General features: G+C 60.0%; 27 protein-coding genes. 15 read left to right on the forward strand and 12 right to left on the reverse strand.

Annotated elements, in window-relative coordinates:
- The first annotated feature begins 103 nt into the window (after nt 1–103).
- The 4 genes from BXA01_RS20630 to cysN all read left to right on the forward strand — a co-directional run bounded on the left by BXA01_RS20630 (nt 104) and on the right by cysN (nt 4,426).
- Nucleotides 104–862: a Nif3-like dinuclear metal center hexameric protein gene (locus tag BXA01_RS20630; RefSeq protein ID WP_076565872.1), complete on the forward strand. Its 759-nt coding sequence runs from the start codon at nt 104–106 to the stop codon at nt 860–862.
- A 248-nt stretch (nt 863–1,110) separates the two neighbouring features.
- The gene (cysD, locus tag BXA01_RS20635) at nt 1,111–2,028 is read left to right on the forward strand and encodes a sulfate adenylyltransferase subunit CysD (protein WP_016771664.1); all 918 of its coding nucleotides are present in this window, start codon (nt 1,111–1,113) and stop codon (nt 2,026–2,028) included.
- Nucleotides 2,029–2,132: 104 nt separating this feature from the next.
- Nucleotides 2,133–2,474 carry a four helix bundle protein gene (locus tag BXA01_RS20640; protein WP_039759341.1) on the forward strand — a complete coding sequence of 114 codons (342 nt, stop codon included), beginning with the start codon at nt 2,133–2,135 and terminating at the stop codon, nt 2,472–2,474.
- Nucleotides 2,475–2,527: 53 nt separating this feature from the next.
- On the forward strand, nt 2,528–4,426 hold the full coding sequence (gene cysN / locus BXA01_RS20645) for a sulfate adenylyltransferase subunit CysN (RefSeq protein WP_076565874.1): 1,899 nt from the start codon (nt 2,528–2,530) through the stop codon (nt 4,424–4,426).
- 233 nt (nt 4,427–4,659) lie between these two features.
- On the opposite strand, the gene BXA01_RS20650 is transcribed toward cysN, so the two are convergent.
- Genes BXA01_RS20650 through BXA01_RS20660 form a run of 3 tightly spaced genes read right to left on the reverse strand, consistent with a single transcriptional unit; the run spans nt 4,660 to nt 8,043 of the window.
- Nucleotides 4,660–5,565, reverse strand: a complete 906-nt coding sequence (locus BXA01_RS20650) for an acyltransferase (RefSeq protein WP_076565876.1) — start codon at nt 5,563–5,565, stop codon at nt 4,660–4,662.
- Entirely contained in the window at nt 5,566–7,665 is a 2,100-nt protein-coding gene (gene pta, locus BXA01_RS20655) for a phosphate acetyltransferase (RefSeq protein ID WP_024011632.1), read from the reverse strand.
- A gap of 51 nt (nt 7,666–7,716) precedes the next feature.
- A complete protein-coding gene (locus tag BXA01_RS20660; protein WP_076565878.1) occupies nt 7,717–8,043 on the reverse strand; it encodes a DUF3565 domain-containing protein in 327 nt (108 codons plus the stop codon).
- Here BXA01_RS20660 and BXA01_RS20665 point away from each other — a divergent pair.
- The 3 genes from BXA01_RS20665 to BXA01_RS20675 all read left to right on the forward strand — a co-directional run bounded on the left by BXA01_RS20665 (nt 8,012) and on the right by BXA01_RS20675 (nt 10,361).
- Nucleotides 8,012–8,497 (forward strand): FKBP-type peptidyl-prolyl cis-trans isomerase, encoded by a 486-nt coding sequence (locus BXA01_RS20665; RefSeq protein ID WP_016771661.1) that lies wholly within the window; start codon nt 8,012–8,014, stop codon nt 8,495–8,497. The genes BXA01_RS20660 and BXA01_RS20665 overlap by 32 nt on opposite strands.
- A 123-nt stretch (nt 8,498–8,620) precedes the next feature.
- On the forward strand, nt 8,621–9,103 hold the full coding sequence (locus BXA01_RS20670; RefSeq protein ID WP_016771660.1) for a glutathione peroxidase: 483 nt from the start codon (nt 8,621–8,623) through the stop codon (nt 9,101–9,103).
- Between the two features lie 154 nt (nt 9,104–9,257).
- Nucleotides 9,258–10,361, forward strand: a complete 1,104-nt coding sequence (locus tag BXA01_RS20675; RefSeq protein WP_076565881.1) for an NADH:flavin oxidoreductase — start codon at nt 9,258–9,260, stop codon at nt 10,359–10,361.
- A 127-nt stretch (nt 10,362–10,488) separates the two neighbouring features.
- Here the strand turns inward: BXA01_RS20675 and BXA01_RS20680 are convergent, their stop codons facing one another.
- Entirely contained in the window at nt 10,489–11,688 is a 1,200-nt protein-coding gene (locus tag BXA01_RS20680; protein ID WP_076565883.1) for a glycosyltransferase family 4 protein, read from the reverse strand.
- 40 nt (nt 11,689–11,728) lie between these two features.
- A complete protein-coding gene (cysZ, locus tag BXA01_RS20685) occupies nt 11,729–12,481 on the reverse strand; it encodes a sulfate transporter CysZ (protein WP_038861129.1) in 753 nt (250 codons plus the stop codon).
- Between the two features lie 312 nt (nt 12,482–12,793).
- On the opposite strand from cysZ, the gene trxB reads away from it, so the two are divergent.
- Nucleotides 12,794–13,756, forward strand: coding sequence for a thioredoxin-disulfide reductase (trxB, locus tag BXA01_RS20695; protein ID WP_016771656.1), 963 nt, complete (start codon nt 12,794–12,796; stop codon nt 13,754–13,756).
- 187 nt (nt 13,757–13,943) lie between these two features.
- Here the strand turns inward: trxB and BXA01_RS20700 are convergent, their stop codons facing one another.
- The 5 genes from BXA01_RS20700 to BXA01_RS20720 all read right to left on the reverse strand — a co-directional run bounded on the left by BXA01_RS20700 (nt 13,944) and on the right by BXA01_RS20720 (nt 16,451).
- Complete coding sequence (locus tag BXA01_RS20700; protein ID WP_076565885.1) at nt 13,944–14,282, reverse strand: HopJ type III effector protein; 339 nt, start codon at nt 14,280–14,282, stop codon at nt 13,944–13,946.
- Nucleotides 14,279–14,572, reverse strand: a complete 294-nt coding sequence (locus tag BXA01_RS20705; protein WP_076565887.1) for a DUF1244 domain-containing protein — start codon at nt 14,570–14,572, stop codon at nt 14,279–14,281. Before BXA01_RS20705 ends, BXA01_RS20700 begins: the two co-directional genes overlap by 4 nt.
- 96 nt (nt 14,573–14,668) lie before the next feature.
- Nucleotides 14,669–15,040, reverse strand: a complete 372-nt coding sequence (gene folX, locus BXA01_RS20710) for a dihydroneopterin triphosphate 2'-epimerase (RefSeq protein WP_016771653.1) — start codon at nt 15,038–15,040, stop codon at nt 14,669–14,671.
- Between the two features lie 72 nt (nt 15,041–15,112).
- Nucleotides 15,113–15,823 (reverse strand): dihydromonapterin reductase, encoded by a 711-nt coding sequence (folM, locus tag BXA01_RS20715; protein WP_076565889.1) that lies wholly within the window; start codon nt 15,821–15,823, stop codon nt 15,113–15,115.
- A gap of 58 nt (nt 15,824–15,881) precedes the next feature.
- Nucleotides 15,882–16,451: an antibiotic biosynthesis monooxygenase gene (locus BXA01_RS20720; protein ID WP_076565891.1), complete on the reverse strand. Its 570-nt coding sequence runs from the start codon at nt 16,449–16,451 to the stop codon at nt 15,882–15,884.
- A gap of 211 nt (nt 16,452–16,662) precedes the next feature.
- On the opposite strand from BXA01_RS20720, the gene BXA01_RS20725 reads away from it, so the two are divergent.
- Nucleotides 16,663–17,622 (forward strand): MerR family transcriptional regulator, encoded by a 960-nt coding sequence (locus BXA01_RS20725; RefSeq protein ID WP_076567787.1) that lies wholly within the window; start codon nt 16,663–16,665, stop codon nt 17,620–17,622.
- 3 nt (nt 17,623–17,625) lie between these two features.
- Here the strand turns inward: BXA01_RS20725 and BXA01_RS20730 are convergent, their stop codons facing one another.
- Complete coding sequence (locus BXA01_RS20730) at nt 17,626–18,231, reverse strand: hypothetical protein (protein WP_024011639.1); 606 nt, start codon at nt 18,229–18,231, stop codon at nt 17,626–17,628.
- A 54-nt stretch (nt 18,232–18,285) separates the two neighbouring features.
- Nucleotides 18,286–18,762: a PAS domain-containing protein gene (locus BXA01_RS20735; RefSeq protein ID WP_024011640.1), complete on the reverse strand. Its 477-nt coding sequence runs from the start codon at nt 18,760–18,762 to the stop codon at nt 18,286–18,288.
- Between the two features lie 154 nt (nt 18,763–18,916).
- On the opposite strand from BXA01_RS20735, the gene BXA01_RS20740 reads away from it, so the two are divergent.
- The 6 genes from BXA01_RS20740 (at nt 18,917) to BXA01_RS20765 (ending at nt 25,990) form a co-directional block, all read left to right on the forward strand.
- Nucleotides 18,917–19,372 (forward strand): flavodoxin, encoded by a 456-nt coding sequence (locus BXA01_RS20740; RefSeq protein ID WP_056782981.1) that lies wholly within the window; start codon nt 18,917–18,919, stop codon nt 19,370–19,372.
- A 175-nt stretch (nt 19,373–19,547) separates the two neighbouring features.
- Nucleotides 19,548–20,330, forward strand: a complete 783-nt coding sequence (locus BXA01_RS20745; RefSeq protein WP_076565893.1) for a class II aldolase/adducin family protein — start codon at nt 19,548–19,550, stop codon at nt 20,328–20,330.
- Entirely contained in the window at nt 20,330–21,232 is a 903-nt protein-coding gene (locus BXA01_RS20750) for an alpha/beta fold hydrolase (RefSeq protein ID WP_076565895.1), read from the forward strand. Before BXA01_RS20745 ends, BXA01_RS20750 begins: the two co-directional genes overlap by 1 nt.
- Before the next feature lie 152 nt (nt 21,233–21,384).
- Nucleotides 21,385–22,296, forward strand: a complete 912-nt coding sequence (locus BXA01_RS20755) for an SDR family oxidoreductase (protein WP_041478004.1) — start codon at nt 21,385–21,387, stop codon at nt 22,294–22,296.
- Between the two features lie 509 nt (nt 22,297–22,805).
- Nucleotides 22,806–24,599, forward strand: coding sequence for a DUF1302 domain-containing protein (locus tag BXA01_RS20760; protein WP_076565897.1), 1,794 nt, complete (start codon nt 22,806–22,808; stop codon nt 24,597–24,599).
- 23 nt (nt 24,600–24,622) lie between these two features.
- Nucleotides 24,623–25,990 carry a DUF1329 domain-containing protein gene (locus tag BXA01_RS20765; RefSeq protein ID WP_076565899.1) on the forward strand — a complete coding sequence of 456 codons (1,368 nt, stop codon included), beginning with the start codon at nt 24,623–24,625 and terminating at the stop codon, nt 25,988–25,990.
- Nucleotides 25,991–26,128 lie beyond the last annotated feature (138 nt).

Here is a 26,128-nt window from a genome sequence, read left to right on the forward strand (position 1 = left end):
AAGCACGTTCCTGGAAAGGTTGCAGGCGAGGTCAGACCGCCCATAATGTCGCGCATTATACGAGGCCGCGCGCGCCTCTGAACGGGATATTTAGGAGTCTTTCATGGCCGTTGCCCTCAGCACCCTCGTCGAAGAAGCCGACCGTTACCTGGGCAGTGCGAAAATTGCCGATTATTGCCCCAACGGATTACAGGTCGAAGGCCGCCCGCAAGTGATGCGCATCGTCAGTGGCGTCACCGCCAGCCAGGCTTTATTGGACGCCGCCGTCGACGCCGAGGCCGACCTGATCCTGGTCCACCACGGTTATTTCTGGAAAGGCGAAAATCCTTGCGTCACCGGCATGAAACAGCGCCGCTTGAAGACCTTGCTCAAGCACGACATCAGTCTGCTCGCCTATCACCTGCCGCTGGATCTGCACCCGGACGTCGGCAACAACGTGCAACTGGCGCGTCAGCTCGACATCACTGTCGAAGGGCCGCTCGACCCGAGCAACCCGAAAGTCGTCGGGCTGGTCGGTTCGCTGAATGAGCCGATGACTGCGCGGGATTTCGCGCGCAAGGTGCAGGAAGTCATGGGCCGCGAGCCGCTGCTGATCGAAGGCAGCGGCATGATCCGCCGCGTCGGTTGGTGCACCGGCGGCGGCCAGGGTTATATCGATCAGGGCGTGGCGGCGGGGGTCGATCTGTTCATCAGTGGCGAGGCCTCCGAGCAGACTTTCCACAGTGCGCGGGAAAACGACATCAGCTTCATCGCCGCCGGCCATCACGCCACCGAACGCTATGGCGTGCAGGCGCTGGGCGAGTATCTGGCGAAGCGCTTTGCCCTTGAGCACATCTTCATCGATTGCCCCAACCCGATCTGAGCTCACCGCAAACTCCTGTGGGAGCGAGCCTGCTCGCGAAGGCGTCAGACCTTCAATACAAGGTGCCTGACACTCCGCCTTCGCGAGCAGGCTCGCTCCCACGTTCGGCCCTGACGGCCGAACTGGTGGGCATATTCATATACCCTTTCGATCTAGTTGGCGTCCTGATTAGAAGAGGTCGCTGTGCTAGGATTCCTCGCTCGAACACGGCCCGCTGGCCGTTCATAAGAAAGCTTTCGTGAGTAGCCATGGTCGACAAACTGACGCATCTGAAACAGCTGGAGGCGGAAAGCATCCACATCATCCGCGAGGTGGCCGCCGAGTTCGATAACCCGGTGATGCTGTACTCCATCGGTAAAGACTCCGCCGTGATGCTGCACCTGGCACGCAAGGCGTTCTTCCCGGGCAAACTGCCGTTTCCGGTAATGCACGTCGACACCCGCTGGAAATTCCAGGAAATGTACAAGTTCCGCGACAAGATGGTCGAAGACTTGGGCCTGGACCTGATTACCCACATCAACCCCGATGGCGTGGCGCAGAACATCAACCCGTTCACCCACGGCAGCGCCAAGCACACCGACATCATGAAAACCGAAGGCCTGAAACAGGCACTCGACAAGCATGGTTTCGACGCAGCGTTCGGCGGCGCCCGTCGCGATGAAGAGAAATCCCGCGCCAAAGAGCGCGTGTACTCGTTCCGTGACAGCAAGCACCGCTGGGACCCGAAAAACCAGCGTCCGGAGCTGTGGAACGTTTACAACGGCAAGGTCAACAAGGGCGAATCCATTCGTGTATTCCCGTTGTCGAACTGGACCGAGCTGGACATCTGGCAGTACATCTATCTCGAAGGCATTCCGATTGTGCCCCTGTACTTCGCCGCCGAACGCGAAGTGATCGAGAAGAACGGCACGCTGATCATGATCGACGACGAGCGCATCCTCGAGCACCTGTCCGACGAAGACAAAGCGCGCATCGTGAAAAAGAAAGTGCGGTTCCGCACCCTTGGCTGCTACCCGTTGACGGGCGCGGTGGAGTCCGAGGCCGAAAGCCTGACGGACATCATTCAGGAAATGCTCCTGACGCGAACTTCCGAGCGCCAGGGCCGGGTCATCGACCACGATGGCGCAGGCTCGATGGAAGACAAAAAACGTCAAGGTTACTTTTAAGCTTCGAGTTACAAGCGGCAAGCTGCAAGTTAACGGCGGTATGAGTAGCTTTGCAGTTTGGCGCTTGCAGCCGGTTGCTGCGGGCCGGAATCGGATGACTCGTAATGGATTTCGAGAGACTGGTTGTATGGCAGCGAAGCAAATGTCTGGCGGTGAGGATTTTCAAAGAGTTTGCGCGGTGCGGGGATTTTGGATTCAAGGATCAGATCACCCGTTCTGCACTTTCAGTGCCTTCCAATATCGCTGAAGGCATGGAGCGTCGGAGTTGCAAAGAAAAGGTTCATTTTCTTTGGATTGCGAAAGCTTCTTGTGGAGAGCTGCGCACCCAGATCCTGATAGGCCGAGATATCGCTTACATCGCAGAACCACTGGCTGAAAATTGGATTATGGAGACCCGAGAGCTTTCTAGGATGCTGGTTGGGTTGATCAACAAAATTTCTGACTAGCTGTACGCCGACAAGCTTGCCGCTTGAAGCTTACAGCTTGGAGCTTGAATGCAATGAGCCATGCTTCTGATTTGATCAGCGAGGACATCCTCGCCTACCTGGGCCAGCACGAACGTAAAGAACTGCTGCGCTTTTTGACCTGCGGTAACGTCGACGACGGCAAGAGCACCCTGATCGGGCGCCTGCTGCACGACTCGAAGATGATCTACGAAGATCACCTCGAAGCGATCACCCGCGATTCGAAAAAATCCGGCACCACCGGTGACGACATCGACCTGGCATTGCTGGTCGACGGTCTGCAGGCCGAGCGTGAGCAGGGCATCACCATTGATGTGGCTTACCGCTATTTCTCCACCGCCAAGCGCAAATTCATCATCGCCGACACCCCCGGCCATGAGCAGTACACCCGCAACATGGCCACCGGTGCGTCCACCTGTGACCTGGCGATCATTCTGGTCGACGCCCGTTACGGCGTGCAGACCCAGACCCGTCGTCACAGCTTCATTGCTTCGTTGCTGGGCATCAAACACATCGTCGTCGCCATCAACAAGATGGACTTGAAGGACTTCGACGAAGGCGTGTTCGAGTCGATCAAGGCCGACTATCTGAAGTTCGCCGAAGGCTTGAAGATGAAGCCGACCAGCATGCACTTCGTGCCGATGTCTGCCCTTAAAGGCGACAACGTGGTGAACAAGTCCGAGCGTTCGCCGTGGTACACCGGCCAGTCGCTGATGGAAATCCTCGAGACTGTGGAAGTGGCGGGCGATCGCAACTTCACCGATCTGCGTTTCCCGGTGCAGTACGTCAACCGTCCGAACCTGAACTTCCGTGGTTTCGCCGGCACCCTGGCCAGCGGCATTGTGCACAAGGGCGACGAAGTCGTGGTGCTGCCGTCGGGCAAGAGCAGCCGCGTGAAATCCATCGTCACCTTCGAAGGTGAACTGGAGCACGCAGGCCCAGGTCAGGCGGTAACGCTGACCATGGAAGACGAAATCGACATCTCCCGTGGCGACCTGTTGGTGCATGCCGATAACGTGCCGCCGGTCACCGACAGCTTCGAAGCGATGCTGGTGTGGATGGCTGAAGAGCCGATGCTGCCGGGCAAGAAATACGACATCAAACGCGCCACCAGTTACGTGCCGGGCTCGATCGCCAGCATCGTCAACAAGGTCGACGTCAACACATTGGAAGAAGGCCCGGCGAGCGCGTTGCAGCTCAACGAAATCGGCAAGGTGAAGATCGCGCTCGACGCGCCGATCGCCCTCGACGGTTACGAAAGCAACCGCACCACCGGCGCATTCATCGTCATCGATCGCCTGACCAACGGCACCGTTGGCGCCGGCATGATCGTCGCTCAGCCAGTGGCCCATGGCACCGCCACCCACCACGGCAAATTGGCCCACGTGGCGACCGAAGAACGTGCCCAGCGCTTCGGCCAGCAACCGGCCACCGTGCTGTTCAGCGGCCTGTCCGGCGCGGGTAAAAGCACCCTGGCGTATGCGGTCGAGCGCAAGCTGTTCGACATGGGCCGTGCGGTGTTTGTACTCGATGGCCAGAACCTGCGTCACGATCTGAACAAGGGTCTGCCGCAGGATCGCGCCGGGCGTACCGAGAACTGGCGTCGTGCCGCGCACGTGGCGCGTCAGTTCAACGAAGCGGGGCTGCTGACCTTGGCCGCGTTCGTCGCGCCGAGTGCCGAAGGTCGCGAGCAGGCCAAGGAACTGATCGGCGAGGATCGCTTGCTGACGGTCTATGTGCAGGCGTCGCCGACCGTGTGCGCCGAACGTGATCCGCAAGGGCTGTACGCCGCTGGTGGCGACAATATCCCGGGCGAGTCCTTCCCGTACGATGTGCCGCTCAATGCCGATCTGGTGATCGACACGCAGTCGCTGAGCCTGGAAGAAAGCGTCAAGCAAGTGCTGGAGCTGTTGCGTCAGCGTGGCGCGATCTAAGGCAGAAGCAGCGACAAGCTTCTAGCTGCAAGCGGCAAGAAAAAGCCCGCCGATGAGTGATCATCGGCGGGCTTTTTTGTGCCTGGTGATCGTTCCCACGCTCCGCGTGGGAATGCCTCATTGGACGCTCCGCGTCCGCTTCGGCAGGGACGCGGAGCGTCCCGGGCTGCATTCCCACGCGGAGCGTGGGAACGATCAACTGTGGGAGCGAGCCTGCTCGCTCCCACAGGGGGTTATTGGTGACCTGGATATTCGCGGTGCATCTGCTCCAGCATTGCATCCTTGTCCAGCCACAGCTGATTGATCCAGCCCTGGAACTGCAATCGATACTCGCCGTCCTGATCGTAGTTCTTGCCGATGAAGGCCGGCGGGATTTTGATTTCTTCAAAATGCACCACCACATCGCGCACATTGCCGCAGAGCAAATCCCAGAACCCCGGACGCCCGGCCGGATAGTGAATCGTCACGTTGACGATCGACTCCAGCCGTTCGCCCATCGCATCCAGCACAAAGGCGATCCCGCCGGCCTTGGGCTGGAGCAGGTACTTGAACGGTGACTGCTGCTGCGCATGCTTGCCTTCGGTGAAGCGTGTGCCTTCGACGAAGTTGAAAATTCCCACCGGGTTATGGCGGAATCTCGCGCAGGTCTTGCGCGTGGTTTCCAGGTCCTTGCCTTTCTTCTCCGGGTGTTTTTCCAGATACGCCTTGGAGTAGCGCTTCATGAACGGAAAGCCCAGCGCCCACCAGGCCAGCCCGATTACCGGCACCCAGATCAGCTCCTGCTTGAGGAAGAACTTCAGCGGCTGAATCTTGCGGTTGAGCACGTATTGCAGCACCAGAATATCCACCCAGCTCTGGTGGTTGCTGGTGATCAGGTACGAGTGCTGATAGTCGAGGCCTTGCAGACCGCTGAGGTGCCAGCGGGTGCGCCGTACCAGATTCATCCAGCCTTTGTTATTGCTGATCCACGCCTCGTGGGTGTGGCTCATCAGCCAACCGGCAATGCGCTGGGTAAAGGCAAACGGCAGGGCCTTGACCAGCGCCACACAGAACAGGAACGAGCACAGCAGAATCGTGTTGAGCGCCAGCAGCAGCGAGGCGATCACGCCGCGCACGGGGGCGGGTAGAAAATCCAGCATTTACACATCCATAGGTCGGTTGGCGGCTTGAATCGCGGTGAGCGCGATGGTGTAGACGATGTCATCGACTTGCGCGCCGCGCGGCAGGTCGTTCACCGGTTTGCGCAGGCCTTGCAGCATCGGCCCGAGGCTGACGCAATCGGCGCTGCGCTGTACGGCTTTGTGCGTGGTGTTGCCGGTGTTCAGATCGGGGAACACAAACACCGTGGCGCGCCCGGCGACCTGACTGTTCGGCGCCAGTTGCCGGGCGACGTCGGCGTTGGCGGCAGCGTCGTACTGCAACGGGCCGTCGATCAGCAGCGAGTTTTGTTGCTCATGGGCGAGCAGAGTCGCCTCGCGGACTTTCTCGACTTCTTCACCGCGCGCCGATTCGCCGCTGGAGTAGCTGATCATCGCCACCCGTGGGGTAATGCCGAATGCGGCTGCCGAGTCAGCGCTTTGCAGGGCGATCTCGGCCAGTTCCGCGGCGCTCGGGTGCGGGTTCATCACGCAGTCGCCGTAGACCAGCACTTCTTCCGGAAAAAGCATGAAGAACACCGACGACACCAGCGTGCAGCCCGGTGCGGTCTTGATCAGTTGCAGGGCGGGGCGGATGGTATTGGCGGTGGTGTTGATCACACCCGAAACCAAGCCGTCGACCTCATCCAGCGCCAGCATCATGGTGCCGATCACCACGGTGTCTTCCAGTTGTTGCTCGGCCATCGGTGCGTTGAGGCTTTTGCTCTTGCGCAGGGCGACCATCGGCTCGACGTAACGCTCGCGGATGTGGTCCGGGTCGAGAATTTCCAGGCCCGGCGGCAGCACGATGCCTTGGGCGCGGGCGACCGCTTCGACGTCTTCGGGTTTGGCCAATAGCACGCAGCGGGCGATCCCGCGCTCCTGACAGATCGCCGCCGCTTGCACGGTGAACGGCTCGCTGCCTTCGGGCAAGACGATGCGCTTGTTCGCCGCTTGCGCGCGCTGGATCAATTGGTAGCGGAACACCGCCGGCGACAGGCGCATCTCCCTTGGCGTGCCGCAGCGCTGGTGCAGCCAGTTGGCGTCGAGGTGGCTGGCGACGAAATCAGTGATGATCTCCGCGCGCTCGCGGTCATCGATCGGGATTTCCTTGTTCAGGCCATTGAGCAGATTGGCGGTGTCGTAAGAGCCGGTGCTCACCGACAACACCGGCAAACCGGCCTGCAACGCGCCCCGGCACAGGTCCATGATGCGCGGGTCGGGCAGGGTGTCACTGGTCAGCAACAGACCGGCCAGGGGCACACCGTTGATCGCCGCAAGACTGACGGCGAGGATGATGTCGTCGCGATCACCCGGCGTCACCACCAGCACGCCGGGCTTGAGCAGCTCGACGGTGTTGCGCATGGTTCGTGCGCAAATGATGATTTTGCTCATGCGCCGGGTTTCGTAGTCGCCGGCGTTGAGCACTTGCGCGCCCATCAGGTCGGCGACGTCGCGGGTGCGCGGCGCATTGAGTTCCGGCTGAAACGGGATGCAGCCAAGCAAGCGGAAATCACCGCTGCGCAGCAACGGCGAATGCTCCTTCAGACGCGTGGCGAAGGCGTCCATGCTCTCGTCGGTCTTGACCTTGTTGAGGATCACGCCGAGGACCTTCGGATCCTTCGGGCCACCGAACAATTGAGCCTGAAGCTCGACACGGCCAGAAAGCTCGGCGAGCACTTCGTTTTCCGGCGCCGAGACCAGAATAACCTCGGCATCCAGACTTTTGGCCAGGTGCAGATTGACCCGCGCGGCGTAACTGGCGCTGCGCGTCGGCACCATGCCTTCCACCACCAGCACGTCTTTGCCGACCGCCGCTTGCTGATACAGGGCGATGATTTCTTCGAGCAATTCGTCGAGCTGACCGTCGCCGAGCATGCGTTCGACGTGCGCCAGCCCCAGCGGTTGTGGCGGTTTCAGGCCATGGGTGCGCGCCACCAGTTCGGTGGAACGTTCAGGGCCGGTGTCGCCCGGATGTGGCTGGGCGATCGGTTTGAAAAAGCCGACTTTCAGCCCGGCGCGTTCAAGCGTGCGCACCAGCCCGAGGCTGATGGAGGTCAGACCCACGCCAAAATCGGTGGGGGCGATAAAAAAAGTTTGCATGGGAATTCTCTATGCAAGGGTGTCAGCCTATGTCTGGCCGACTACCGAAATTCAGTCGCCAAGGTTAGCGCTAACCGAGCCTTGTGCACACCAACCGCAGGCAAAGGGTTGACCTGTTTTTTCAATACGTTGCGCCGGATCCAGAACCCAGGCGCGGGTTTGCCACGGCGGCTGGTGGCGCAGGTGCTGGGTGTGGCCACAGGAAAGCTCGACCACCCAATGGCCTTCTTCGTCCTGATGGAAGCCGGTGATGGTCGAAACCCGTTTGTCCGGGTTGTGGTCGCTTTCACGCGATTGCTTCGCTAAACTTGGCCTTTCTATATTCTTATGCAAAAGGTCTCGCCCCATGCTGATCGCCGCCAATAAGGCTGTCTCCATCGACTATACCCTGACCAACGACGCTGGTGAGGTCATCGACAGCTCCGCCGGCGGCGCTCCGCTGGTTTACCTGCAAGGCGCAGGCAACATCATCCCGGGCCTGGAAAAAGCCCTGGAAGGCAAAGCTGTCGGCGACGAGCTGAAAGTAGCCGTTGAGCCGGAAGACGCTTACGGTGAATACGCCGCTGAACTGGTCAGCACCCTGAGCCGCAGCATGTTCGAAGGCGTTGACGAGCTGGAAGTCGGCATGCAGTTCCACGCTTCGGCGCCGGACGGCCAGATGCAGATCGTCACCATCCGTGATCTGGACGGCGACGACGTCACCGTTGATGGCAACCACCCTCTGGCCGGTCAGCGCCTGAACTTCGAAGTGAAGATCGTTGATATCCGTGACGCCAGCCAGGAAGAAATCGCTCATGGTCACGTCCATGGCGAAGGTGGCCATCACCACTGATTTTCTGCGCTAAGCTTCGAGTACTGGAGAGGCGCCTGTGGGCGCCTTTTTAGTCCGCGGCTGTCCTTGGTGGCCTCGCCAAGTGGCTGTTTCGAGTAGAACACGAGAATCCTGGAGTTCGGCATGAGTGCTTTTCACGACCTTAAGTTGACCGCCCTGGATGGTCAGGAGCTACCGCTGGCGCCGTTCAAGGGCCAAGTCGTGCTGGTGGTCAACGTGGCCTCCAAATGCGGCTTGACCCCTCAGTACGCGGCACTGGAAAACCTCTACCAGCAATACAAAGATAAAGGCTTTGCTGTGCTGGGCCTCCCGTGCAACCAGTTTGCCGGCCAGGAGCCAGGCTCGGAGAAAGAGATCCAGGAGTTCTGCAGCCTCAACTATGGCGTGACCTTTCCGTTGTCGAGCAAGCTCGAAGTCAACGGCCACGAGCGGCATCAGTTGTATCGCCTGCTGGCGGGCGAGGGCGCCGAATTTCCCGGTGACATCACCTGGAACTTCGAAAAGTTTCTGCTCGGCAAGGACGGCCGGGTGCTGGCGCGGTTCTCGCCGCGCACCGCGCCGGATGATCCGACAGTGATTGCCGCGATCGAAAAAGCCTTAGCCTGAATCAGAAAATCGCAGCATTGAGCTGCGATTTTTTTGCCTGCCTTTTGACCCTTAATCACTCTGATCAATAGTGCTGTCACGCGAAGGATGTGGTGGATATTATCGCCGTCATATCGATCAATATCTGTCGCCAATGTTTTCGTGGAGCCTCTCGATGCCCGTTAAAGCCCTGTTCAAACCGTTCCTTCTCGGTGCCCTCGAACTGCCGACCCGCGTGGTCATGGCGCCAATGACCCGTTCGTTTTCGCCGGGCGGTGTGCCGAATTCCAAGGTCATTGAGTACTATCGCCGTCGTGCGGCCGCCGGGGTTGGTCTGATCATCACCGAAGGCACCACCGTCGGCCACATCGCGTCCAATGGCTATCCAAACGTGCCGCAATTTTTCGGTGACGCGCCGCTGGCTGGCTGGAAAAAAGTTGTCGACGCCGTGCACGCCGAGGGCGGCAAGATCGTTCCGCAACTGTGGCACGTCGGCAGCGTACGTCGCCTCGGCACCGAGCCGGACGCCAGCGTGCCGGGCTACGGTCCATCGGAGAAACTCAAGGACGGTCAGGTCGTGGTGCACGGCATGACCAAGCAGGACATCCAGGACGTGATCGCCGCGTTTGCCCAGGCTGCCAAAGATGCGCAAAGCATCGGCATGGACGGTGTGGAAATCCATGGCGCCCACGGTTATCTGATCGACCAGTTCTTCTGGGAAGGCAGCAACCAGCGCACTGACGAATATGGTGGCAGCCTGGCCAACCGTTCGCGTTTCGCCATCGAATTGATTCAAGCGGTGCGCGCAGCCGTCGGTGAGGGTTTCCCGATCATCTTCCGCTTCTCGCAATGGAAGCAGCAGGATTACACCGCGCGTCTGGTGCAAACTCCCGAAGCGCTGGGCGAATTTCTCAAGCCGCTGTCCGACGCTGGCGTGGACATTTTCCACTGCTCGACCCGACGCTTCTGGGAGCCGGAGTTCGACGGTTCGGATCTGAACCTTGCTGGCTGGACCCGCAAGCTGACTGGCAAACCGACCATCACCGTGGGCAGCGTCGGCCTGGACGGCGAGTTCCTGCAGTTCATGGTCAACACCGACAAGGTCGCGCAACCGGCCAGCCTGGAAGACCTGCTGGAGCGTCTGAACAAAGAAGAGTTCGACCTGGTAGCGGTGGGCCGCGCGCTGCTGGTCGATCCGGACTGGGCGCAGAAAGTCCGTGAAGGGCGTGAGCAGGACATTCTGCCGTTTAGTCGTGAGGCGTTGATGACCTTGGTCTAAGCGGCGCCAGTTCGAACCATTCGCGAGCAGGCTCGCTCCCACCTTCGACCGCATTCCATCTGAAAGAATGCAGTACCCATGTGGGAGCGAGCCTGCTCGCGAAAGCTGTTTCTATGTCGCCGAAAATCTAAGGTTGTGTCTGCGCCCCAGGCACCACCAGCTCCCCCGCACAAGCCCCCCGCAAATACCCCTCGAACTGCTCGATGATCGCCGCCCAGCCCTGGCGACTGCCATGCTGCCGCGCATTCAGTCGCACACAACGCAACCGTTCATCTTCCTCCAGCAACCACGCCGCCGCTTCGCAAAACGCCTGCTCATCGCCGGGCATGGCTGACACGCCGTTGTAGCCATGGCGAATATGCTGCGCCGCGGCTGCCTGGTCATAGGCAACAACGCCAAGTCCCGAAGCCAGGGCTTCCAGCACCACATTGCCGAAGGTTTCGGTCAGGCTGGGAAATACAAACAGATCTCCTGAGGCGTAGTGCGCCGCCAGTGGTTCTCCCCGCTGCGCGCCGCAGAAGATTGCCTCCGGCAGTTCTTTTTCCAGCACCGAACGCTGCGGGCCATCTCCGACCACGATCAGCTTCAGATGGCGTTGTGGATAAGTCTGCTGCAGGCTTTCAAAGCAGCGTTTGAGCAGGCCCAGATTTTTCTCCGGGGCGAGCCTTCCTACGTGGATGACCGCGATATCCGTATCAGAGAGCCCCCATTGCTCACGCAACGCGCTCTGCCGTTTGCTTGGATGAAACAACTGGCTGTCCACACCCCGCGACAACAACGCCAGCCGCTCGAAATGCCGTCGCTCCAGTTCCAGGCGCTGACTGACGCTCGGCACCAAAGTCATTGCCGAACGATTGTGAAACCAGCGCAGGTAATGAGTGAGCATGCGCGTCAGCAGACCGAGGCCGTACTGGCTGGTGTATTGCTGGAAGTTGGTGTGAAAACCGCTCACCACCGCAATCCCCAGGCGCCGTGCGGCGCGCAGTGCCGACAACCCGAGCGGGCCTTCCGTGGCGATGTACAGCACATCCGGGCGCTGGCGTTTCCAGCGCCGCAGCAGTTTATGCATCGACGACTGGCCCCATTGCAGTCCCGGATAGCCCGGCAGCGGCCATCCGCGACACAGCAACAGCGCATCGTCTTCGCTGCGTTGCGGATCGGTGGCCTGGCGCGGGCGCACCAGCTCCACCTGATGCCCACGTGCGCGCAAACCCTCGCACAAGCGGCCAAGGGTATTGGCCACGCCGTTGATTTCCGGTGGGAAGGTTTCGCTGATGAGGGTGATATGTAGAGCTGTCGTCATGACCTCAGTGTCGGCTGAGGCCATGTCGACGTTGTGACATTTGGATGATGGATTTGTGACGCGGTCAGTGCTGGATCACCAGATTTTCGGCACCACGTTCACGCACCCAGAACAACGTCGCCCCGGCTACCGCCGCCGGCATCATCAGGATGTTGACCACCGGAATCAGCAACACCAGATAGACGATCCCGCCAAAACTCATGCTCTGCCAGCGCTTCTGCCGCAGCCAGGCGAGCATCTCGTTCCAGCCCAGCTTGTGGTTGTCCGCCGGGTAGTCGATGTACTGGATGGCCATCATCCACACGCCGAACAGCAGCCATAACGGCGCGGCGACGATATTCACCACCGGGATGAACGACAGGATGAACAGGCCGATGGCGCGCGGCAGGAAGTAGCCGAGCTTGCGCATTTCCCGGGAAAGGGTGCGCGGGATCATCGCGATCAGTTCGCCCCAACTGAACGCCGGGAAATCATCGGTACCGCGCACCACCACTTCGACTTTCTCCGCGAGGAAGCCGTTGAACGGTGCGGCAATGATGTTGGCGAGCATGGTGAAGGTGAAAAACACCATCAAGGCCACGAGGACCACGAACAACGGCCAGAGGATATAGCTGAGGAAACTCAGCCATTCAGGCAACGACGGCATCAGCGTATCGACCCACAGGCTGAACTGGTGGCCGGCCAGATAGATCAATCCGACGAACAGCACCAGGTTGATTGCCAGCGGCAACAACACGAACAGGCGCAGGCCAGGGCTCAGGACCAGTTTGAGGCCTTCGCGCAGGTATTGCGGGCCGGACAGAACAGGGGCGGGCATAAGGTGCTCCGAAGCAAGGGAAAACGCGCCGACGTTACCGGCTTTGCCCCAGCGGCGAAAGCGCGGCAGAGCAATCGACATTCACTGTAACAAAGAGGTCTATCTCGTCAGCGTCTCGGCATAGAGACCACCTATGAGCTGGATTGTTAAACCGTATTTCCTTAATCTTGCCCCCCTCGATACGCTGCACCCAACTTTTTACAGGACTGTCGAGTTCAAGCCTTCCCCAAGGTGTCCACGGTCCTTTTTTATTCCGCCGGCCGTCCGGCGTCCGTGCCAGATTTTTCATGGCCGGCCAACAGGAGCAGATTCATGTCTGAAGTCCGTCATTCGCGAGTGATCATTCTCGGTTCCGGCCCCGCCGGCTACAGCGCTGCGGTCTACGCAGCACGCGCCAACCTCAAGCCACTGCTGATCACCGGCATGCAGGCCGGCGGTCAACTGACCACCACCACCGAAGTCGACAACTGGCCGGGTGATGTTCATGGCCTGACCGGCCCGGTGCTGATGGAGCGCATGCGCGAGCACGCCGAGCGTTTTGAAACCGAGATCGTGTTTGATCACATCAACGCCGTGGACTTCGCAGCCAAGCCTTACACCCTGACCGGCGACAGCGCCGTCTATACCTGCGATGCGCTGATCATCGCCACCGGTGCCAGCGCCCGCTACCTGGGTCTGCCGTCGGAAGAAGCGTTCATGGGCAAAGGCGTGTCGGCCTGCGCAACCTGCGACGGTTTCTTCTACCGCAACAAGCCGGTCGCCGTGGTTGGCGGTGGCAACACCGCTGTCGAAGAAGCGCTGTACCTGGCCAACATCGCCAGCACCGTGACTCTGATCCACCGTCGCGAAACCTTCCGCGCCGAGAAGATCCTGATCGACAAGCTCAACGCTCGTGTGGCTGAAGGCAAGATCATTCTCAAGTTGAACGCCAACCTGGACGAAGTCCTCGGCGACAACATGGGCGTGACCGGTGCGCGCCTGCGCAACAACGATGGCAGCTTCGACGAAATCAAAGTCGACGGCGTGTTCATCGCCATCGGCCACACCCCGAACACTTCGCTGTTCGAAGGCCAGTTGACGCTGAAAGACGGTTACCTGGTTGTGCAGGGCGGCCGTGAAGGCAATGCGACTGCCACCAGCGTAGAAGGCATCTTCGCTGCCGGTGACGTGGCTGACCACGTTTACCGTCAGGCCATCACCTCGGCCGGCGCCGGTTGCATGGCGGCACTGGACACCGAGCGTTACCTGGACGGCTTGCAGAACGCCACGTTCTAAGACCGCAGGGCACAAAAAACCGGCCAGATTGGCCGGTTTTTTTGTGCTCGAGATTCGCAGTCGCCACGCATCCAGTGTGGGAGCGAGCCTGCTCGCGAAGCGGTGTATCAGTCGACAACAACGTTGAATGTCAGTCCGTCTTCGCGAGCAGGCTCGCTCCCACAGGGGGCATGTGTGGCTGTTGGGATCAGCGGCGGTTCAGGGGTTCGGCGCTGAATTTCACCCCGGCCAGGCCGTGCTTGATCAACGCGCGGATATTGCCGTGATCGCTGCCCTCAGGCGTCGCCAGCACCGAACGGTAATGCTCGCCGAACGCCAGCAGCGCTTCTTCATCACTCAGACCCTCAAGCAATGCCAGGCCCAGTGTCTTGCACGAGCCTTCGTTCTGTCCGGCAGCGTTTTCCACGCCGCCGTTGTTGAATGCTTGCGGCTGGTAGTCGTAACCGGCGGCGATGAACGCCAGGGTGTCGGCGAAAGCATGCTCGCCACTCTTGAAGCTGGCGCGCAGGGTGTTCAAATCAGTCATTGGGGTTTTCCTTTGGCAAACGCTGCTTGCTGCTCGGCGCTGGCTTCTTGCTGGTATTGGGCTTTCCACTCGGCGTAGGGCATGCCGTACACCACTTCGCGGGCGTCATCGAGGCTGACCTCGATCTGGCGTTGGTCGGCTTCGGCCTTGTACCACTTCGACAGGCAGTTGCGGCAGAACCCGGCAAGGTTCATCAGGTCGATGTTCTGCACGTCCTTGCGGCTGTCGAGGTGGGCGACCAGTCGGCGAAAGGCGGCGGCTTCGAGTTCCAGGCGTTGTTGATCAGTCATGGGGGGTCTCTTCGAGACAGCTTCAAGCGGCAAGCTTCAAGCTGCAAGATGGGTGTCTGTGAGCAAAGTTTACAGCTTGCGGCTTGAGGCTTGAAGCTAGCGGCTCGCTGCGAGCGTAATCGATACCGACTCGGCGAAACGCAGCGCGTGGGGTTTGTCGACTTCGACTTCGGCGTACAGCACCGATGCATTGGTCATCACCAGATCGAGCAATTCTTGCGTCAGGCGTTCGAGCAGGGCGAAGCGGTTGCCTTCGACGTGGGCGATGATCGCTTTGGTGATGGTGCGGTAATTCAGCGCGTGGTCGATGTCGTTGTCACGCACCGCTTCCTGAGCCGCGTAAAGAATGGTCAGGTTGATCAGCACATCCTGCTTGTTGAGGATTTCGTCCTCGTTGATGCCGATAAAGGTGCGCAGGCGCAGATCCTTGACCCGGATGCGCGCCATTCCCGGTTGAAGTTGTGGCATTGATTTGCTCCGTCCAGTCTATTGCAGGCGTTCTGGTGGATCTTACTCGACTCGCGGCCGAAGCGGGACGGCCTATTTGACGTGCCGGCCGCCGTTGACGGTCAGGGTCGTGCCAGTGACATAGGGATTGTCGAGCAGATAGCGCAGGCTCTGGTAGATCACCTCGCTGCCCGGCTCAATACCCAAGGCGGACTTGGCCAGTGCCTTGGCGCGGTACGCCGCGTCATCGTCGGGGTTGAACAATAACAGCGCCGGGGCGATGCCGTTGACCTTGATGGCGGGCGCAAAGCGCGCGGCAAACGACAGGGTCAGACTGTCGAGCCCGGCCTTGCTGGCGCAATAACCGATGTGCTTGCTGCTGCCCTTGCGGGTGACGTCGTCGCTGATGTGGATGATGTCGGCTGGGGTAGAGCGTTGCAGCAAACCGGCGCAGTGCAGGTTGATCAGGTAAGGCGCGAGCATGTGAATGTTGAACATGCGATTGAAGGCTTGTGCTTCGCTGCCCTGGGTTTCCGCCAGCCATTCGGAGGCGTTGTGCACGATCGCGCGCAAACTGTCGGTGTGGGCTTTCAGCGCGTCGATGAAGGCAAGAATCCCGGCCTCACTGGAAAAATCCGCGAACAGCGCTGTCGCGCCAAGATCGCGAAGGGCCTGTACGCCCGGTCGCTCGGTGCGGTAAGTGAAAATCAGCGGGTGACCATCCTCGATCAAGCGCTGCGCGCAGTGCAAACCGACACGCTGGCCGGCGCCGGTGATGAGGATCGGGGCTGCGGAATCTGGCATGGGCGGCTCGCATCGCGGTTGAAGCGAAAACTATAACAGGCTCGCCGCCCGCTGCAGATCAGCGATTCTGCGCCGACGGTGCGCCAGCCAATGGCCGCGTCGGAGTGCCATTCAACCAGTTCGCCAGCAGACGCGTCGACAACGGGATGAAGAAATACACCATCAGCGGCGTCAGGCACGCCGTGCCGATCAAGATGCGCGGCAACAGGCTCAGCTCAGCGAGCAGCGGGCCGAGGGCAAAATTGAATATCAGCGACACCGGAAAAAACGCCAGCCAGATCGCCACGGCCTGTTTCCAGCGCGGCGGGCGTTGGCCGGCAGCACCAAACCAGCCTTCAATGCCGCTGACCCGATGCTCTTTGGGATGTTCGAAAAGATCGCTGCCGCGGTTCAGCCAGGCGGTACGCGACGCCGAATATTCCCAAGCATGCAGCGTCTGCTCATCGACAAAGCGAAAGATAATCTGGAATTCGTTGTCACCGGGCGGTGGCGCGAGGACGCCGGAGCCGAGGTAGCCGGGGAAGTCGGTGGCCAGTTGCTCGCCTTCGCGCAACCATGCAATGAGATCGTGATAGCGGCCATCAGCGACGCGACGCGCTACCATCAACGTAACGGGGGAAGTAGACATTTTGTATCTCCGTATTTCGAGTGCGTCACTCCGGGTAAGAGCTTCGCCTGACGCAGGCCGGGGTAGAGACCTGCGCTTTGCAGCAAGCAAGGATTATTCCTGATTTTGTCGATTAAACCAGCCACATTCGTCGTAGATCACTACTTGAAGGTTTCCAGTCCATCATGTTTAAAATGGGATCCAATGAACCGACATGGAAGTTGACCGCCAGATGCCTGTAATCACGGACCCTCGCCCGGCTTCGACAGCACTCGGCACGCTCGAGCGCGAAGAGCTGTTTCCCATCCGCGAAGTGGCGCGCCTGACTGGCGTCAACCCGGTGACCCTGCGTGCCTGGGAGCGCCGTTACGGACTCATCCAGCCGACGCGCACCGAAAGCGGGCATCGTTTGTATTCCATGAACGATATCGAGCGCGTGCGCAGCATTGTCGACTGGATCGATCGCGGCGTGGCCGTGAGCAAAGTCGGCAAGATCCTGGCGAAAACAGAGCCTCTGAAGGTGCTGGCAAACTTTATCCCCGATGACCATGTGCAGGCCGATTACAAGCAATGGCAGGAGCAGGTTCAGCAGGCGGTCAGTGCGTTCGACGATCAGCAGCTGGATCGCGTCTACGGGCAGATTTTCTCGTCGTACGCGCTGCCGGTGGTGTTCGAAGCCATTCTGATGCCGTTGTGGCGTCAACTGCTGCAGCGCCAGGACGCTTTCGGGCAAACCAGCGAATGGTTGTTTCTCGACGGGTTTCTCAGGGTGCGTGTACTGCAGCGCATTGTCATGTTGCGGGGTGCGCAACCGCGCCGGGTGATTGTCAGCGCGCTCGCGGGGCAGTGCAGAGAGCTTGAGTTGCTGGTCGCGGCGTTGTTTCTCAGTGGCAACGATTCTGGCGTGCGGGTGCTGACCACGGGCCAGCCTTTCGATGAATTGACGCTGGTCTGCGAAAAGGTCAAGCCTGACGCACTTGTGTTGTTTTCCAATCATGCCCCCGGTCCAGAGCTGCCCCGGCGCCTGAATCGTCTGGCACTGAGCCTCGATTGCCAATTGATGTTGGCCGGCGATGCCTCGGAACTGGCCGAAGACAGCCTGGCCGGTTCATCGGTGGCATGCCTGGGGAATGAGGGCGCAACAATGCGTCAACGCATGAAGCAATTCATGGCGGGCAAGCTGGATACCTGAGACTCAGGCGTGCAGGGCGGGGTGGGTCAGGCGATGCTGTTGCAGGATGAACTGGCGCAAGCGCTCGGTTTCGTCGGCATCGGTCTGGCTCAGTTCGTAGGCGAAGAAACCTTGCTCGGTTTCACGCTCGAAATGGCCGCGCAACGAGATGCGCTCATAACCGGAAGGGCTGAACCACAGGGCGAAATGTTTCGGTGGTTTGGTCTTGTTGCGTACTTCCAGCAACACACCTTTGTGCGACACCTCGTGTACCCACAGCGTGCCGGGCTGGCCTTTGGCGTTTTCCAATGCCACCGGCTCTTCCAATACCAGGCGCCACGGCCGCACCATCGGGCCGTCTTCATAGATGCTCGGCACGCCGAGACGCAGATGCAGCGCGTGGAACTCGTCTTCCACCAGATGCAGCGGGAAGGTCATCTGCTGATTTTCGAAGTTGGCCTGGATCGTCACTTGCTCGTGAGCAGCCAGACGTGTCAGCAGGTCACGGATCTGCGAACCACCATTAACCAGCAGACTCGACGTCGCATCCCGCACGTTCAGTTGCGGGTTGTGCTGCATTGTCTGGATGAAATCCAGCTCGTCCTGGGTGAGGAGGGCGTCGCGCTGCATGGCTAACTCGAAGTGAATAGTTACAAAGTCATTGGTGATTGTAGTTAATGACCGTCAGTTCGCGGTTTTGTTTGCGCCGTTCGTCGCTTTGAGTGCCGCCAGCTCGCTTTGCAGCGCCGCCACTTGAGCTTCGAGCTGCGCAACCCGCTGCTGCGCCTTGACCTGAACCGTCACATCTTTCTGCACACCGATGAAATAGGTCTGCCCGTCATCGGCATTTTTTATCGTCGACAATGACAATTCGTTCCAGAACGGCGTGCCATCCTTGCGATAGTTGCGCAGGATTTCCCGGCAGGAACCGCCTTCACGCAATGTCTCGCGAATCAGTTGCAGACTTGGTTGATCACGGTCTCCAGCCTGCAAAAAACGACAGTCCTGGTAGAGGATTTCCTCACTGCTATAACCGGTCATGCGCTCGAAGGCAGGGTTGACGTAAATAAGGATGTTGTCCTGCTCGCCTTCCTTTTCAGCGACCACGATTCCGTCATTCGACGCATTGATCACCATTTGCAGCAGGCTGGCGTTGATCATCCGAGAATCCCTTCCGTTATGTCAGTGGCAGGCATTCTAGAAGAAAGCCGCGGACTGTCTATAGGCCATCCGCTTGCATTGAGAGCCAATCGCAACTTCGCGGCATGGGCTGTTACTATCGCGGCTCTTTTTTTTCAGTTCCAGGATCAGATTGATGAAAGTCGCCATCCTCTCAGGTTCGGTCTACGGCACCGCCGAAGAAGTCGCCCGCCACGCCCAGAACCTGCTGAAAGCCGCCGGCTTTGAAACCTTCTACAACTCGCGGGCCGCGCTGGCCGATATTCAGGCGTTCGCTCCTGAGGCTCTTTTGGCCGTCACTTCGACCACTGGCATGGGCGAGCTGCCAGACAACCTGCAACCGTTGTATTCGACCCTGCGCGATCAGTTGCCTGCTTCGTTGCGGGGCCTGCCCGGCGCGGTGATTGCCCTCGGTGACGCCAGCTACGGCGACACCTTCTGCGGCGGTGGCGAGCAGATGCGCGAACTGTTTGCCGAACTGGGCGTAAACGAGGTTCAGGAAATGTTGCGCATCGACGCCAGCGAAAGCGTCACGCCGGAAACCGATGCCGAGCCGTGGCTGGCGCAGTTGATCGAAGCGCTCAAGGGCTGATTGCGGGCAATAATCGCTGCACCTTATAAGCGTTGTTGCATTGCAACGGATCCAGGCTGTTTGCCCGGCTGACTCGTTCAGTCATCAAGCTGGCTGCCAATGCAACTACGCGATGCCCTGCGCCTGACTAGACTGCTGACACGAGCAGAACAAGAAGAACGCAGAGGTGCATACAGTGAGCGTAGCCCCCGTCCAATCGTCGCCGAATGTCAAAGATAAGGTCAGCGCTGCCGAGTGGCAGACCCGCGTTGATCTTGCCGCCTGTTACCGTCTGGTCGCGCTGCACGGCTGGGACGATCTGATCTTCACGCATATCTCGGCCAAGGTGCCCGGCACCGAAGATTTCCTGATCAATCCGTTTGGCCTGATGTTCCACGAGATTACCGCCTCAAGCCTGGTGAAAGTCGATCAGGCCGGCAACAAACTCATGGACAGCCCCTACGAAATCAACCCCGCCGGCTATACCATTCACAGCGCCGTCCACGAGGTGCGCCACGATGTGGTTTGTGTGCTGCATACGCACACCGCGTCAGGCGTTGCGGTGTCGGCGCAAAGGCAGGGGGTTTTGCCGATCAGTCAACAGTCACTGTTTGTGTTATCGAGCCTGGCCTATCACGCCTACGAGGGCGTGGCCCTGAATCATGAAGAAAAGGCGCGCCTGCAAGCCGATCTCGGCGACAACAGTTTCCTCATGCTGCACAACCACGGTCTGCTCACCTGCGGCGGGACTATCGCCGACACTTTTCTGATGATGTTCACCTTCCAGCGTGCCTGCGACATTCAGGTCATGGCGCAGACTGGAGGGACCGAACTGATCGCCATCGAACCGCAGATTCTCGCCGGCGCCAAGGCGATGATTGCCGGCGTCACCAAGAGCGCGCAGGGCATGGGCGGCGCGCTGGCGTGGCCGGCGCTGTTGCGCAAACTCGACCTGCAGGATCCGGGGTATAAATTCTAATGCCACTTGCCGAGATTCCTTTGTGTGTCTGGCGCAAGCGCAGCCGGACTTTTGTCTTTCGTGGTCAGTCGATCCGCTACTGGACAGTCGGGCAGGGTGAACCGTTGCTGCTGATTCACGGTTTCCCTACTGCCAGTTGGGATTGGCATTACCTGTGGCAACCACTGGCCCAGCGTTATCAGGTGATTGCCTGCGATATGCTCGGTTTCGGCGATTCGGCAAAACCGCGCAATCACACCTACAGCCTGCTGGAACAGGCCGATCTGCAACAGGCACTGCTCGCCCATCTGCAGGTTGAACAAGCCGTGCACATCCTCGCCCACGACTACGGCGACAGCGTTGCTCAGGAGCTGCTCGCTCGGCACTACGAAAAGCGCATTGAAGTGGCCAGTTGCGTATTCCTTAATGGCGGTCTGTTTCCGGAAACCCATCGTCCGCTGCTGATGCAGAAACTGCTGCTCAGTCCGATTGGCTGGCTGCTTGGTCGCGCATTCAGTCGTGAGGCGTTGGTCAAAGGTTTCCGGCAGATCTTCGGCCCGCAGACCCAGCCGACTGAAAGCGAACTGGATGATTACTGGAGTCTGGTCGACAGCAACCATGGCCCGCGCATCCTGCATAAATTGATCACTTACATCCCCGAGCGCCGGGTGCAACGTGAGCGCTGGGTGACGGCCATGCAGCAGGGTGAAATTCCCTTGCGGGTGATCGATGGCGCATTTGACCCGATCTCCGGCGTGCACATGGTCGAGCGATATCGCGCACTGATCCCTGATGCAGACACCGTGCTCTTACCCGGCATCGGCCACTATCCGCAAACCGAGGCGCCGGCGCTGGTGCTCAAGCACTATCTGGCGTTCCGCGATCGTCTGGTATTGCCTCCGCGCAAAGTGGCGTACTCCTGATTCTCGCCGAGAGCACGGGCTCTCGGCGTCCTGACACTCGATCATCCCTCAGCCTTATCGCGCACCATTCAGCCGCAGCCGTGTTCGTTGTGACCCAAAGCGCCGTGCCTGACACTCGGGGCAATATCCCTTGGCCTGCTGGAGTTGCCGCGATGAATGAACCTGTGCGTTTCGAAGATAAAGTCGTGATTGTCACCGGCGCCGGTGGCGGCCTCGGTCGTGCGCATGCTCTGCTGTTCGCCAGACAGGGCGCCAAAGTGCTGGTCAACGATCTCGGTGGCTCGACACAGGGCGAGGGCGCCAACGCTTCGGCTGCCGACCGCGTAGTGGCGCAAATCCGCGAGGCCGGCGGTATTGCCGAAGCCAACCACGACTCGGTCACTGACGGCGACAAACTGGTACAGAACGCCCTCGATGCCTTCGGCCGCGTCGACGTGGTGGTCAACAATGCCGGGATCCTGCGCGACAAGTCATTTCACAAGATGGACGACGCCGACTGGGATCTGGTCTATCGCGTCCACGTCGAAGGCGCCTACAAGGTTACCCGGGCCGCCTGGCCGCATCTGCGCGAGCAAAACTACGGTCGCGTGATTTTCACTGCATCGACTTCAGGCATCTATGGCAATTTCGGTCAGTCCAACTACGGCATGGCCAAACTCGGGCTTTACGGGTTGACCCGAACGCTGGCGATCGAAGGGCGCAAGAACAACATTCTGGTCAACGCCATCGCCCCGACCGGCGGCACGCGCATGACCGAGGGCCTGATCCCGCCGCAAGTATTCGAGCAACTGAAGCCGGAACTGGTCAGCCCGCTGGTGGTGTATCTGGCCAGCGAGCAATGCCAGGAAACGTCCGGCCTGTTCGAAGTCGGCGGCGGCTGGATGGGCAAGGTGCGCTGGGAACGCAGCCTCGGTGCCGGCTTCGATCCGCGCGAAGGGTTCTCGCCAGAGGATGTGGCGGCGCACTGGCAGCAGATTTGTGATTTCGAAGGCGCGGCGCATCCGAAGGACAATATTGAAGCATTGAAGGAAATGATGGCGAATTTGCAGAAGTATTCGATTTAGGCCCTCCCTCCAGGCGACAGGGCTGCCATTGGGCCCTGATTCCCACCTCCAAGTGCATCGCGCGCAAGCCGCCCATAAAAAAGGCCGCTGCAAACGCAGCGGCCAAGGTAAGACGTTGGATCAAGGAGCTACAAATCAACGTCAGTGAACACCGGGGCGATAGACCGAAAAATCGATTTATCCAGAATCTGTAGCCAATCGCTCGCGATTCAGCGTAGCGGGCTTCGCGCTTTGCGGCGTGTGCCGGGAAAGCGCGCTCAGAATACGGGCTTGAGTCTGTAGGAAAAATACCGTTTCCAGACATGCACTGTTACGGGGCACGCAACAGTGGGGTGCCCATGGATGGCGCTGATGACGCGCTATCCAGCCAGCCCATGAACCGCCCCAGGCCCCGCCGTACAAGGTCACTCATCCTTTCGAGCGACAACGCAAATACCTCCTTGGTGCGCTTATCGACCGCTTCACCCGGCAGTAGGGTGGGGCCTTCTGTCACTCACCGGGGAAGACGCATGACAAAAACAACAATGCGCGCCATCTTCACACCGCAGGCGCTGGCCGCTGCGGTGGCTCTGGGTTGCGGCGCCCAGGCGCAAGCGGTCGCCTTCAACATCGGCGAAATCGAAGGCACCTTCGACTCGTCACTTTCGGTCGGCGCGAGCTGGGGCCTGCGCGATGCCGACAACTCGCTGGTCGGTACGGTCAATGGCGGCAGCGGACAATCGTCCACCGGCGATGACGGGCGCCTGAATTTCAAGAAAGGCGAAACCTTCTCGAAAATCTTCAAGGGCATCCATGACCTCGAACTGAAGTACGGCGATACCGGCGTGTTCGTCCGGGGCAAATACTGGTACGACTTCGAACTCAAGGACGAAGACCGCGAGTTCAAACAGATCAGCGACAGCGGCCGCAAGGAAGGCGCCAAGTCTTCCGGCGCGCAGATCCTCGATGCCTTCGTCTATCACAACTATGCCATCGCCGATCTGCCCGGCACCGTGCGGGCCGGCAAGCAGGTGGTGAGCTGGGGCGAAAGTACCTTCATCGGCAACTCGATCAACAGCATCAACCCGGTCGACGTCTCGGCGTTCCGCCGCCCCGGTGCCGAGATCAAGGAAGGCTTGATTCCGGTGAACATGCTGTTTGGCTCGCAGAGCCTGACCGACAAACTTTCGGTCGAAGGCTTCTACCAACTGGAGTGGGACCAGACAGTTCTCGACAACTGCGGCACGTTCTTCGGCGTCGACGTGGCGGCGGACGGTTGCAACAACGGCTACACCGTCGGCAGCCCAGCGGTGGCGCCACTGGTGCCGCTGACCACCGCGTTCGGCCAAGGCATTCAGGTCACCCGCGAGGGCGTGGTGATCCCCCGTGGCGGTGATCGCGATGCGCGCGATTCCGGGCAGTGGGGCACGGCGCTGCGCTGGCTCGGCGACGACACCGAGTACGGCCTCTACTTCATGAACTACCACAGCCGTACGCCGACGGTCGGCACCACTACGGCGGGGCTGTCGACACTGGCGGCGTTGCCTGGCCTGGTCGGCATCGCCAACGGCCTCGCGCCTGGCAGTGGTGCGGGGCTGGCGCAAAGCGTGATGCTCGGGCGCGGTCAGTATTACCTCGAATATCCGGAAGACATTCGCCTGTACGGCGCGAGTTTCTCCACCACCCTGCCCACCGGCACCGCGTGGACCGGCGAGATCAGCTACCGGCCGAACGCGCCGGTGCAGGTCAACACCAACGATCTCACCCTGGCGTTGGTCAACCCGATTGCCGGCGGCACCGCATCGCCACTCGCCACTTCGCCGGGTGCCGACAACAAAGGCTACCGGCGCAAGGAAGTCACGCAGATCCAAAGCACCCTCACACACTTCTTCGATCAGGTGCTCGGCGCCGAACGCCTGACCGTGGTCGGCGAAGCGGCGGTGGTGCATGTCGGTGGTCTGGAGTCACGCAGTGAGCTGCGTTATGGCCGTGATTCGGTCTACGGCCAGTACGGTTTCGGCGGCGACACCGACGGTTTCGTCACCTCGACTTCGTGGGGCTATCGCGCCCGGGCGATTCTCGATTACGCCAACGTCATCGGCGGGATCAACCTCAAACCCAACCTGTCGTGGTCGCACGACGTCGCCGGTTACGGCCCCAACGGACTGTTCAACGAAGGTGCGAAAGCCATCAGCTTCGGCGTCGATGCCGACTACCGCAACACCTACACCGCAAGCCTGAGTTACACCGACTTTTTCGGTGGCGACTACAACGTCCTCGAAGACCGTGACTTCGTGGCCCTGAGCTTCGGCGTGAACTTCTGATCTGCCCGAGAAGGATGACTGCAATGCGCAAAACGATTCTGCAATGTGGCGTGCTGGCCTTGAGTCTGCTGGCGGCCAACGTGATGGCGGCGGTGTCGCCGGATGAAGCGAACAAGCTCGGCACCAGCCTGACCCCGCTTGGCGCCGAGAAGGCCGGCAATGCGGACGGATCGATTCCGGCCTGGACCGGCGGCATCCCGAAAAACGCCGGTGCGGTGGACAGCAAGGGCTTCCTCGCCGACCCGTTTGCCATCGAAAAACCGCTGTTCACCATCACCGCCGCGAACGTCGAGCAGTACAAAAGCAAACTCTCCGATGGCCAGGTGGCGATGTTCAAGCGCTACCCGGAAACCTACAAGATCCCGGTCTACCCGACCCACCGCACCGTGGGCGCGCCGGCGGAAATCTACGAGTCGGCCAAGCGCAGTGCGCTGAACGTCAACGCGATCAATGACGGCAACGGCCTGGCCAATTTCACTGGCAATCGTTACTACGCCTTCCCGATTCCAAAGAACGGCGTCGAGGTGCTGTGGAACCACATCACCCGTTATCACGGCGGCAACTTGCGGCGGATCATCACCCAGGTCACGCCGCAGACCAACGGCAGCTACACGCCGATCCGTTTCGAAGAAGAGATCGCCGTGCCGCAACTGATGAAGGACATCGATCCGGAAAAAGCTGCCAACGTGCTGACCTTCTTCAAGCAATCGGTGACTGCTCCGGCGCGGCTGGCCGGTAACGTGCTGCTGGTGCACGAAACTCTCGATCAGGTGAAGGAACCGCGTCTGGCGTGGATCTACAACGCCGGTCAACGCCGCGTACGTCGCGCACCGCAAGTGGCCTATGACGGTCCGGGTACAGCGGCCGATGGCCTGAGGACTTCCGACAACTTCGACATGTTCTCCGGCGCGCCGGATCGCTATGACTGGAAACTGGTCGGCAAGAAGGAAATGTACATTCCCTACAACAGCTACAAGCTCGACTCGCCGAAGCTCAAGTACGACGACATCGTCAAGGCCGGGCACATCAATCAGGATCTGACCCGTTACGAACTGCACCGCGTCTGGGAAGTGATCGGCACGGTGAAACCGAACGAGCGGCACATCTACGCCAAGCGCCACATGTACATCGACGAGGACAGCTGGCAAGTGGCACTGGCCGATCACTACGACGGTCGCGGGCAACTGTGGCGCGTTGCCGAAGGTCACGCGCAGTACTACTACGATCATCAGGCTCAGGCTTACACGCTGGAAGCGCTCTACGACATCATTGCCGGCCGCTACATTGCGTTGGGCATGAAGAACGAAGAGAAGCACAGCTTCGAATTCGGTTTTGAAGCCAAGGCTGCCGATTACACACCTTCGGCCCTGCGCGCCGAGGGCGTGCGCTAACGGCTCTGCTGTACCGCTGGACAAAAGGCGACCGCACGGTCGCCTTTTTTATGGCCATCAATCAGCGTGCTGAATACTCGTCAACAAGGGCGCGGGAGAGGGCTAGGGTGAGCGCACAACGATAAGAAGGCTCACCCG

It is taken from the genome of Pseudomonas sp. B10 (assembly GCF_900156235.1).
Lineage (GTDB): Bacteria > Pseudomonadota > Gammaproteobacteria > Pseudomonadales > Pseudomonadaceae > Aquipseudomonas > Aquipseudomonas siliginis.

Bases quoted from the DNA above. Each gene is read 5' to 3' on its own strand.
- BXA01_RS20660 (WP_076565878.1), bottom strand. From the start codon at position 8,043: ATGGAGACAGCCTTATTGGCGGCGATCAGCATGGGGCGAGACCTTTTG.
- cysD (WP_016771664.1), top strand. From the start codon at position 1,111: ATGGTCGACAAACTGACGCATCTGAAACAGCTGGAGGCGGAAAGCATC.
- BXA01_RS20700 (WP_076565885.1), bottom strand. From the start codon at position 14,282: ATGACTGATTTGAACACCCTGCGCGCCAGCTTCAAGAGTGGCGAGCAT.
- cysZ (WP_038861129.1), bottom strand. From the start codon at position 12,481: ATGCCCGCCCCTGTTCTGTCCGGCCCGCAATACCTGCGCGAAGGCCTC.
- BXA01_RS20760 (WP_076565897.1), top strand. From the start codon at position 22,806: ATGACAAAAACAACAATGCGCGCCATCTTCACACCGCAGGCGCTGGCC.
- BXA01_RS20665 (WP_016771661.1), top strand. From the start codon at position 8,012: ATGCTGATCGCCGCCAATAAGGCTGTCTCCATCGACTATACCCTGACC.
- BXA01_RS20670 (WP_016771660.1), top strand. From the start codon at position 8,621: ATGAGTGCTTTTCACGACCTTAAGTTGACCGCCCTGGATGGTCAGGAG.
- BXA01_RS20730 (WP_024011639.1), bottom strand. From the start codon at position 18,231: ATGCAGCGCGACGCCCTCCTCACCCAGGACGAGCTGGATTTCATCCAG.
- BXA01_RS20680 (WP_076565883.1), bottom strand. From the start codon at position 11,688: ATGGCCTCAGCCGACACTGAGGTCATGACGACAGCTCTACATATCACC.
- BXA01_RS20650 (WP_076565876.1), bottom strand. From the start codon at position 5,565: ATGCTGGATTTTCTACCCGCCCCCGTGCGCGGCGTGATCGCCTCGCTG.
- BXA01_RS20740 (WP_056782981.1), top strand. From the start codon at position 18,917: ATGAAAGTCGCCATCCTCTCAGGTTCGGTCTACGGCACCGCCGAAGAA.
- BXA01_RS20720 (WP_076565891.1), bottom strand. From the start codon at position 16,451: ATGTCTACTTCCCCCGTTACGTTGATGGTAGCGCGTCGCGTCGCTGAT.
- cysN (WP_076565874.1), top strand. From the start codon at position 2,528: ATGAGCCATGCTTCTGATTTGATCAGCGAGGACATCCTCGCCTACCTG.
- pta (WP_024011632.1), bottom strand. From the start codon at position 7,665: ATGCAAACTTTTTTTATCGCCCCCACCGATTTTGGCGTGGGTCTGACC.
- folM (WP_076565889.1), bottom strand. From the start codon at position 15,823: ATGCCAGATTCCGCAGCCCCGATCCTCATCACCGGCGCCGGCCAGCGT.
- BXA01_RS20765 (WP_076565899.1), top strand. From the start codon at position 24,623: ATGCGCAAAACGATTCTGCAATGTGGCGTGCTGGCCTTGAGTCTGCTG.
- trxB (WP_016771656.1), top strand. From the start codon at position 12,794: ATGTCTGAAGTCCGTCATTCGCGAGTGATCATTCTCGGTTCCGGCCCC.
- BXA01_RS20735 (WP_024011640.1), bottom strand. From the start codon at position 18,762: ATGATCAACGCCAGCCTGCTGCAAATGGTGATCAATGCGTCGAATGAC.
- BXA01_RS20640 (WP_039759341.1), top strand. From the start codon at position 2,133: ATGGATTTCGAGAGACTGGTTGTATGGCAGCGAAGCAAATGTCTGGCG.
- BXA01_RS20675 (WP_076565881.1), top strand. From the start codon at position 9,258: ATGCCCGTTAAAGCCCTGTTCAAACCGTTCCTTCTCGGTGCCCTCGAA.
- BXA01_RS20750 (WP_076565895.1), top strand. From the start codon at position 20,330: ATGCCACTTGCCGAGATTCCTTTGTGTGTCTGGCGCAAGCGCAGCCGG.
- BXA01_RS20755 (WP_041478004.1), top strand. From the start codon at position 21,385: ATGAATGAACCTGTGCGTTTCGAAGATAAAGTCGTGATTGTCACCGGC.
- BXA01_RS20705 (WP_076565887.1), bottom strand. From the start codon at position 14,572: ATGACTGATCAACAACGCCTGGAACTCGAAGCCGCCGCCTTTCGCCGA.
- BXA01_RS20725 (WP_076567787.1), top strand. From the start codon at position 16,663: ATGCCTGTAATCACGGACCCTCGCCCGGCTTCGACAGCACTCGGCACG.
- folX (WP_016771653.1), bottom strand. From the start codon at position 15,040: ATGCCACAACTTCAACCGGGAATGGCGCGCATCCGGGTCAAGGATCTG.
- BXA01_RS20630 (WP_076565872.1), top strand. From the start codon at position 104: ATGGCCGTTGCCCTCAGCACCCTCGTCGAAGAAGCCGACCGTTACCTG.